The organism is Immundisolibacter sp., assembly GCF_028696615.1.
Lineage (GTDB): Bacteria > Pseudomonadota > Gammaproteobacteria > Immundisolibacterales > Immundisolibacteraceae > Immundisolibacter.
On sequence record NZ_JAQVGQ010000115.1, the window covers coordinates 1 to 8,296 of the forward strand.

Annotated in this window: 8 protein-coding genes, 1 tRNA gene and 1 pseudogene; 8 read left to right on the forward strand and 2 right to left on the reverse strand. The window is 69.1% G+C overall.

The features are described 5' to 3' along the window. Positions 1-350, reverse strand: a pseudogene (locus tag PHC73_RS08650) (glutamyl-tRNA reductase); the annotation flags it as partial. Positions 351-697: 347 nt separating this feature from the next. Between PHC73_RS08650 and PHC73_RS08655 the strand changes: the two are divergent. The 8 genes from PHC73_RS08655 (at position 698) to ychF (ending at position 7,335) form a co-directional block, all read left to right on the forward strand. Next, a complete protein-coding gene (locus PHC73_RS08655) occupies positions 698-2,320 on the forward strand; it encodes a tetratricopeptide repeat protein (protein ID WP_300126779.1) in 1,623 nt (540 codons plus the stop codon). After that, the gene (gene lolB / locus PHC73_RS08660; protein WP_300126781.1) at positions 2,317-2,925 is read left to right on the forward strand and encodes a lipoprotein insertase outer membrane protein LolB; all 609 of its coding nucleotides are present in this window, start codon (positions 2,317-2,319) and stop codon (positions 2,923-2,925) included. The genes PHC73_RS08655 and lolB overlap by 4 nt, the downstream gene beginning before the upstream one ends. Next, complete coding sequence (gene ispE / locus PHC73_RS08665) at positions 2,915-3,766, forward strand: 4-(cytidine 5'-diphospho)-2-C-methyl-D-erythritol kinase (protein ID WP_300126783.1); 852 nt, start codon at positions 2,915-2,917, stop codon at positions 3,764-3,766. The genes lolB and ispE overlap by 11 nt, the downstream gene beginning before the upstream one ends. 13 nt (positions 3,767-3,779) lie before the next feature. Next, positions 3,780-3,854 (forward strand) — tRNA-Gln (locus PHC73_RS08670). A 43-nt stretch (positions 3,855-3,897) separates the two neighbouring features. Next, positions 3,898-4,851 (forward strand): ribose-phosphate pyrophosphokinase, encoded by a 954-nt coding sequence (locus PHC73_RS08675; protein WP_300126785.1) that lies wholly within the window; start codon positions 3,898-3,900, stop codon positions 4,849-4,851. Between the two features lie 135 nt (positions 4,852-4,986). Continuing rightward, positions 4,987-5,604 carry a 50S ribosomal protein L25/general stress protein Ctc gene (locus PHC73_RS08680; RefSeq protein WP_300126787.1) on the forward strand — a complete coding sequence of 206 codons (618 nt, stop codon included), beginning with the start codon at positions 4,987-4,989 and terminating at the stop codon, positions 5,602-5,604. A 24-nt stretch (positions 5,605-5,628) separates the two neighbouring features. Next, positions 5,629-6,210 (forward strand): aminoacyl-tRNA hydrolase, encoded by a 582-nt coding sequence (gene pth / locus PHC73_RS08685; protein WP_300126789.1) that lies wholly within the window; start codon positions 5,629-5,631, stop codon positions 6,208-6,210. 33 nt (positions 6,211-6,243) lie between these two features. After that, positions 6,244-7,335, forward strand: a complete 1,092-nt coding sequence (gene ychF / locus PHC73_RS08690; protein WP_300126791.1) for a redox-regulated ATPase YchF — start codon at positions 6,244-6,246, stop codon at positions 7,333-7,335. Between the two features lie 184 nt (positions 7,336-7,519). Here ychF and PHC73_RS08695 read toward each other — a convergent pair whose 3' ends face one another. Beyond that, on the reverse strand, positions 7,520-8,023 hold the full coding sequence (locus PHC73_RS08695; protein ID WP_300126793.1) for a flavin reductase family protein: 504 nt from the start codon (positions 8,021-8,023) through the stop codon (positions 7,520-7,522). Between the last annotated feature and the right edge of the window lie 273 nt (positions 8,024-8,296).

The following is an 8,296-nucleotide window of genomic DNA, read 5'->3' on the forward strand; positions in this document are numbered from 1 at the left end:
CCCAGGATTTGCGGCTCGCCCAGCACCAGCGAGTCGAGCCCGCCCGCCAGCCGGAACAGATGCCGCGCCGCCAGCGGGCCGCGAAAAATCGCCAGATACGGATCGATCGGCTGCTGCAGCGCCGCGCAGGCCTGCCGGAACCAGTCGAGCGGACCGGGCGAGTCGGCGTCGCCGAGCGCCACCACCAGCTCGGTGCGGTTGCAGGTGGACAGCAGGCTCGCCTCGGCCACGTCCGGCTGCTGCAGCAGCGAGCGCAGCTGCGGTTCCAGGCGCTCGGGCACGATCGCCACCCGTTCGCGCACGTCCAGCGGCGCGGTGTGGTGGTTGATGCCCAGGGCGAGTAACTGCATCAGGGATGGCCGGCGGTGCGGATGGCGTGGGCGAACGGCGGGCGCATAATAGTCAAGCAGGCGCCGCTCGATGCAGCGCTCCCGGTCCGGGGCGTGACGTCCCGGCGCGGCTCGGGGCCATAAAGCCCGCATTGGCGCACCGCCGGCACCCGCCGCGGAGCAGCGAACCGAAAAATCCCTGCATGGAATTTTTCGGCATTTCCATACCACACACGCCAGCCCGCCCGCGGGTTAGTTACTGGAACCGACGCCCGACGCACCGGGTCTTAAGCGGCATGCGCAAACAGTTGTTTTCCGTGGTCGTCGCAGCGCTCCTGCTGGGCTGTGCCAGCCGCGCTCCGACCCCAGTGCCCGCCACTGCGGCCGCGACGCCGCCGCTGCGTGACGAGGCCCGCACCGAGGCGGTGTTCACCCTATTGCTGGCCGATGCGGCCGCCCAGCGCGGCGACTATGCGCAGGCAGCCGCAAAGTATACCGCCGTGGCCCAGCAGGCCGCCGACCCGGGCCTGGCCCGCCGCGCCGTGCAGGCGGCCTTGTACGGACAGGACCTGCCGGCGGCGATCGCCGCTGCCGAGGTCTGGCAGCGCATCGAGCCGCAAAGCGTCGACGCGGCGCAGTTGCTCACGGCCCTTGAGCTGCAGCGCGGCAACGCCGATGCGGCCCGTGAGCAGTTGCGGCGCCTGCTGACGCTCAAGAACTTCCAGTCCCGGCAGGACTACCTGAACCTGGTGCGCCTGCTGAACCAGAACGTGCCGCCGGATACGCTGTTCGGCGTGCTGGACACGCTGCTCGAGCTGCGGCCGGACGACCCGCAGGCGCTGTTCGCCTACACCGTGGCGGCGACCGGTCTTGGGCAGATCGAGCGCGCCGACAAGCCCTCGGCGCGGCTGTTGGAACTGCAGCCGCGGGCCGACGAGGCCGTGCTGCTGCGGGCGCAGGTGCTGCTGCAGAGCGGTCGCCTGGCGCAGGCCGGCGAGTTGCTGGGCGAGTTTCTGCGCAGCCATCCGCGCCACACCCAGGCCCACCTGATGCTGGCGCGGGTGCGCCTGGAGGCCAAGGACTACGCCGCGGCGCGGCGCGAATTCGAAACCGTGTTGCGCTACGAGCCGGGCAACGCCGATGCGCGTCTGGCGGCGGCCCTGCTGGCCGGTCAACTGGGCGACCGGCGCACCGCGCGCGCGCAGCTGCTGAAACTGGCCGCCGATGGCAAGCAGGCCGATCAGGCCAATTTCTACCTCGGCAAACTGGCCGAGGATGCCGGTGATACGCGTCAGGCGCTGGCCCACTACGCACGGGTGCATGATGGCGAGCACCGCATCGAGGCCTTGCTGCGCCGTGCCAGTCTGCTGGCCGAGCGCGGCCAGCTCGACGACGGCCTGGCGCTGCTGGCCGGCGCCCCGGCCGACTCGGACGAGGAACGGCTGCGCCTGGTGCTGGCGCAGTCGGATTTGCTGCTCGAGGCCAATCGCCTGCAACAGGCCGAAAAGCTCATCGACGACGCACTGGCTCAGAATCCGGACAGCCTGGAGCTGCTGTTCGCACGCGCGATGCTGCTCGAAAAGCTCGACCGCACCGCGGACATGGAGCGCGACCTCAAGCGCATCCTCGAGCTCGACCCCAAAAACGCCAACGCGCTCAACGCCTGGGGCTACACGCTGGCCGATCGCGGCGAGCGGCTGGATGAGGCGCACGAGCTGATCAAGCGCGCGCTCGAGCAGTCGCCGGACAACCCCTATATCCTGGACAGCCTGGGCTGGGTGCTGTACCGCAAGGGCGACCTGGTCGGCGCCGAAACCTATCTGCGCCGGGCGCTTCGCCAGCTGCCAGAAGCCGAGGTGTACGCGCACCTGGCCGAGGTGCTGCACGCGCAGGGCCGCACCGACGAGGCGCGGCAGGTGCTGCGCGAGGGGCTCGAAAAATCGCCCAAGGATGCGCGCCTGCTCGGCCTGCAAGGCAAGCTCGACCCGTGAAACGGCTGCTCCTGCTGCTGGTGGTCGCGGCGCTGGCGGCCTGCGCGGCGCGCGGGCCGGTGGCGCCGCCAACGGCGCCGAGCTCGTTCGCCGATCGACTGGCGGCGCTGGATCGGCTCGGCGAGTGGACCCTGCAGGGTCGCCTGGCGCTGCAGAGCCCGCGCCAGTCCGGCAGCGGCAGCGTGCAGTGGCGACAGGGCCGCGACGGCTTCGATCTGCGTCTGCACGGCGCCTTCGGGCGCGGCGCGCTGCACTTGTCCGAGAACACCGCCGGCGCGCGCCTGCAGCGCGCCGATGAGGCGCCGATCGAGGCTTCCAGCGCCGCCGTGCTGTTGGCCGACGCGCTGCCCGACACGCCGCTGCCGCTGGCGAGCCTGCGTTACTGGGTGATCGGCCGCCCGGCGCCGGGCCATCCGGTCGAGCTGCTGCAGCTCGACGCCGACAACCGCCTCGCGCTGCTGCGCCAGGACGGCTGGGAAATCCGCTACCTCGAATACCAGTCCGTGCCGCCGTGGGTGTTACCGAGCAAGCTGCAGGCCCGGCAGGGTGACATCGAGCTGCGCCTGGCCATCAAGCGCTGGATTCCCGGCGGGCATGCCTCCTGACGCCGCCGGCTGGTGGCCGGCGCCGGCCAAGCTGAACCTGTTCCTGCACGTCGTCGGGCGCCGCGCCGACGGTTATCACCTGCTGCAGACGGTGTTCCAGTTCGTCGACCTGTGCGACGGGCTGCGCTTGACGCCGCGCCCGGACGGGCAGATACGCCTGCTGACGCCGCTGCCCGGCGTGCCCGCCGAGCAGGACCTGTGTGTGCGGGCGGCGCGCGCGCTGCAGGCGCACACCGGCTGCCGCGTCGGCGCCGACATCGAACTGGTCAAGCGCATCCCCATGGGAGGCGGGCTCGGCGGCGGCAGCTCGGATGCCGCCACCACGCTGCTGGTGTTGAACCATCTGTGGCGCCTCGGTCTGGGGCGCGAGCAGCTGGCCGCCATCGGCCTGGCGCTGGGTGCGGACGTGCCGGTGTTCATCGGCGGGCAGGCGGCGTGGGCCGAAGGGGTAGGCGAGCGCCTGACGCCGATCGCGCTCGACGAGCCGTGGTATCTGATCGTCGATGCGGGCGTGCCGGTGGCCACGGCGGGCGTGTTCGGTCACCCGAAATTGACACGCAATACCCCGCCAATCACAATTTCCGGTTTCCGCAGCGGGGCCACGGGCAACGATTGTCTGGCCGTGGTCAGGGCGCTGTATCCGGACATCGATGCAGCGTATCGCTGGCTGGCCGGTTTCGGGCGGGCGCATCTATCCGGCACCGGTGGGTGCCTTTTCGTGCGCTTCGACGAGCGGCCGGCCGCGCAGGCGGTGTTGGCGCGCCTGCCCGCGCCCTGGCGCGGCTGGGTGGTGCGCGGCATGAACCGCCATCCGCTGGCCGACCAGGCGCCGGATGTTTGAGCACGGTTTCCGCTGGGGTGTCGCCAAGCGGTAAGGCACGGGGTTTTGATCCCCGCATTCCCAGGTTCGAATCCTGGCACCCCAGCCACTTCTCGCGCCTCGGGCGCGGTTCAATCCAGTCGAGGAGCCCCATGGCCTACGGCGGCATGATGGTGTTTTCGGGCAGTGCCTGCCCGAAGCTGGCGGAATCCATCTCCCACTACCTCGGCCAACCGCTCGGCAAGGTGGTGGTCGACCGTTTCAGCGACGGCGAAGCGCAGATCGAGGTGATCGACAACGTGCGCGGCAAGGACGTGTTCATCGTCCAGTCCACCGGCCGGCCCACCGACGAAAACCTCATGGAACTGCTGATCATGGTCGATGCCATGCGCCGTGCCTCGGCGACGCGCATCACCGCCGTCATGCCGTACATGGGCTACTCGCGCCAGGACCGGCGCATGCTGGGCGCGCGGGTGCCGATCTCGGCCAAGGTAGTGGCCAAGATGATCGCCGCCGCCGGCACCGACCGCGTGCTCACGGTCGACCTGCACGCCGATCAGATTCAGGGCTTCTACGACATCGCCATCGACAACGTGTACGCCTCGCCGGTGCTGCTGGGCGACATCTGGCGCCACAGCTACGACGACCTGATGGTGGTATCGCCGGACGTGGGCGGCGTGGTGCGCGCCCGGGCGCTGGCCAAGCACCTGGACGACGCCGACCTGGCCATCATCGACAAACGCCGCCCGCGCGCCAACCAGGCGCAGGTGATGAACATCATCGGCGACGTCGGCGGGCGCAGCTGCGTGATGATCGACGACCTGGTCGACACCGCCGGCACACTGTGCAAGGCCGCCGATGCGCTCAAGCAGCACGGCGCCAAGCGCGTGGTGGCGTATGTGACGCACCCGGTGCTGTCCGGCCGGGCAGTCGAGAACATCATGCACAGCGCGCTCGACGAGCTGGTGGTGACCGACACCCTGCCGCTGCGAGCGGACGCCGCCGCCTGTCCGCGCATCCGGCAGCTCAGCATCGCCGAGCTGCTGGCCGAGACCATGCGCCGCATCAGCGACGAGGATTCGGTCAGCACGCTGTTGATGGGTTGATGATGCCCAGTCGAAGCCAGGCGCCCAACCTGTAGTACCATTTCGCGTTCCGTTTTTTTCGCGCAGCGTGGCCGGCCCGACCGGCGACGGCAGTATCCGCGACGCGCGTTTTTACCGTCCCCGGGAGTTTCGGCCATGGACAACCAGTTTCAGATCACCGCCGAGTCGCGTAGCGACCTTGGCACCGCCTTCTCGCGCCGCCTGCGCCGCGCCGGTCGCGTGCCGGCCGTCATCTACGGCGGTGGCCAGCCGAACACCGACATCACCCTCGACCACAACGACACCATCCACCACCTGGAAAAGGAAGCCTTCCACTCCCACGTGCTGACGGTGGATGTGGGTGGCCGCAGCGAGCAGGTGGTGCTGCGCGACGTGCAGATGCACCCCTACAAGCGCCAGGTGATGCACCTCGATTTCCTGCGCGTGAGTGCCGACCGCAAGCTGCGCATGGTGGTGCCGGTGCATTTCGTGGGCGAGGACGTGGCGCCCGGCGTCAAGCAGGGTGGCGGCGTGGTGTCCCACCTGATGCCGGAAATCGAAATCGAGTGCATGGCCAAGGACCTGCCGGAGTTCATCGCCGTCGACATCAGCGGCCTCGAGCTCGACCAGGCGCTGCACCTGTCAGACCTGAAGCTGCCGGCCGGCGTGAGCATTCCGGCGCTGGCGCTGGGCCACGATCATGACCTGCCGGTGGTGTCCATCCACGCGCCGCGCGTCGGCGAGTCCGAAGCGGGTGGCGAAACCGCCGGCTGATCCGGCGCCCGGCGCGGCGCGCTCGTGGTCGAGCTGATCGTCGGACTCGGCAACCCGGGCCCGCGTTATGCCGACACCCGGCACAACGCGGGCTTTTGGTTTGTGGACCGCCTGGCGGCAGCCGAGCGCCTGACGCTGAAGGCCGAAACGCGTTTCCACGGCGAAGTCGCCACCTGGCAGCGCCCACACGGCGATGTGCGCTTGCTGAAGCCGCTCACCTTCATGAACGACAGCGGCCGGGCGGTGCAGGCGCTGGCGGCCTACTATCGGATCCCGGTCGGGCACATCCTGGTGGTGCACGACGAGCTCGATCTGCCGCCGGGCGACGTGCGCCTGAAGGTCGGTGGCGGCCACGGTGGCCACAACGGCCTGCGCAGCACCATCGGCGCCCTGAACTCGCCGGCCTTCCTGCGCCTGCGCGTCGGCATCGGCCATCCGGGCGCGGCGCCGCTGGTCACGCCCTACGTGCTCGGCAAGCCGCCGGCCGACCAGGCGCGGCTGATCGATGCCGCCATCGACAGCGCGCTCGCGCTGCTGCCGCGCCTGCTGGCCGGCGAGGTGGCGCCCGTCATGCAACTGCTCAACACCCGCCGCCCGGCGCGCTAGCCGCCGGCCGCTTTCAGCTCCAAGGAATCGCCCATGGGTTTTCGCTGCGGCATCGTCGGCCTGCCGAACGTCGGCAAATCGACGCTCTTCAACGCCCTCACGCAGGCCGGCATCGCGGCCGAGAACTACCCGTTCTGCACCATCGACCCGCACGTCGGCATCGTGCCCATGCCGGACCCGCGCCTGGATCGGTTGGCCGAAATCGTCAAGCCTCAGCGGGTGGTGCCGACCAGCATGACCTTCGTCGACATCGCGGGCCTGGTGGCCGGCGCCTCCAAGGGTGAGGGCCTCGGCAACCAGTTCCTGGCCAACATCCGCGAGACCGAAGCCATTGCGCACGTGGTGCGCTGCTTCGAGAACGACGACGTGGTGCACGTTGCTGGCGGCGTGGACCCGCTGCGCGACATCGAGGTCATCGACACCGAACTCGCGTTGGCCGATCTCGAAACCGTCGAGCGGGCGCTGCAGCGCGTCGGCAAGCGCACCAAGACCGGCGACAAGGCGGCGCTCGCCGAACAGGCGTTGCTGGAACGCGTGCGCGCCGCGCTCGATGAGGCCAAACCCGTGCGCAGCCTGCGTCTGACGGCTGAGGAACTCGCGCCGCTCGCCGAGCTGCACCTACTCACCGCCAAGCCGGTCATGTACATCGCCAACGTGGCCGAGGACGGCTTCACCGACAACCTGCTGCTGGCCGCGGTGCAGCAACGGGCGTCAGAGGAAGGCGCCGAGGTGGTGGCGGTGAGCGCCGCCATCGAGGCGGAACTCGTCCAGCTCGACGCCGATGCACGTGCCGAATTCCTGGCCGAGCTCGGTCTAGAAGAACCCGGCCTCGACCGCGTGATCCGCGCCGGCTACCGCCTGCTGGGGCTACAGACCTACTTCACCGCCGGCGAGAAGGAAGTCCGCGCCTGGACCATCCCGATAGGCGCCACCGCCCCGCAGGCGGCCGGTGTCATCCACAGCGATTTCGAGCGCGGCTTCATCCGCGCCGAGGTCATCGCCTACGCGGACTTCATCGCCTGCAAGGGCGAGGCCGGCGCCCGCGAGGCCGGCAAGTGGCGCCTGGAGGGCAAGGACTACGTGGTGCAGGACGGCGATGTGATCCATTTCCGCTTCAACGTCTGATCACGGTTCCCGGCCGGCAACCGGCAACGTCTCAGAGGTCGAGAAGAAATGCGCGTCCTGCGCATTTCTTGCGTCGCCCGTCCGGTACACGCCCGGACGGGCTCCCGCGAATCGAGCCCTTGCAGGCTCGATTCGCGTCCGGCCATCCCTGGCCGGACGCGGAGCTTGAAAAATTCACAAGCTCTCAGCCCCCGTAAAACACCTTCTCGCCGAGGTCCTTCAGCCACAGCGTGGCATCGTCCGGCCTGCCGGCCGGCTCCTGGCGCACCACGGCATCGGTCACCTCGCCGATGAATACGCTGTGATCGCCGCGCTCCACGGTGTCGATGAGCGTGCATTCGATGTAAGCCGGCACGGCATCCAGCACCGGCGCGCCGTTGGCGCCGTCGTGATACGGCTGGCCGGACAGCAGGCCCGGCGCCGCCTCGACCGGCTTGAAGAAGGTGTAGGCGATGCCGGCCTGGTCCTTGCCGAGGATGTTCAGCGCAAACTTGCCGCTGGCCTTGATGACCGCGTGTGTGCCCGAGTCGACCTTGACGCCTAGCGCCACCAGCGGTGGACTGAATGACGCCTGCGTCACCCAGTTGATGGTGGCCGCGGCGAGTTGGCCGTCCGGCGCCTTGCCGGTGAGTACGTAAAGGCCGTACGGGATCATCCGCAGCGCGGTTTTCTTTTGCTTTTCGTCCATCCTCGAAGCTCCTTTGTTCTGATGGTTGGGGGATGGTTGGGGAATCGCTGATTTATTCAGCGATTCCGTCGGGGCAGGATGCCCCGGCATGAATCAATGCCGTAAGCCATTGATTCATGGAGCGCAGCGCGGGCGTGTGCCGCGCCGCGCGAGTCGAAAAATTCCTGGGACGGAATTTTTTCAGCATTTGTTTCGGTTTTGCAGCTCCGTGCGCACCCAGTCGGCCATGCGCCGGGCACGGGCGAGCCAGATATCGGCGGCATCCGTTGGCAG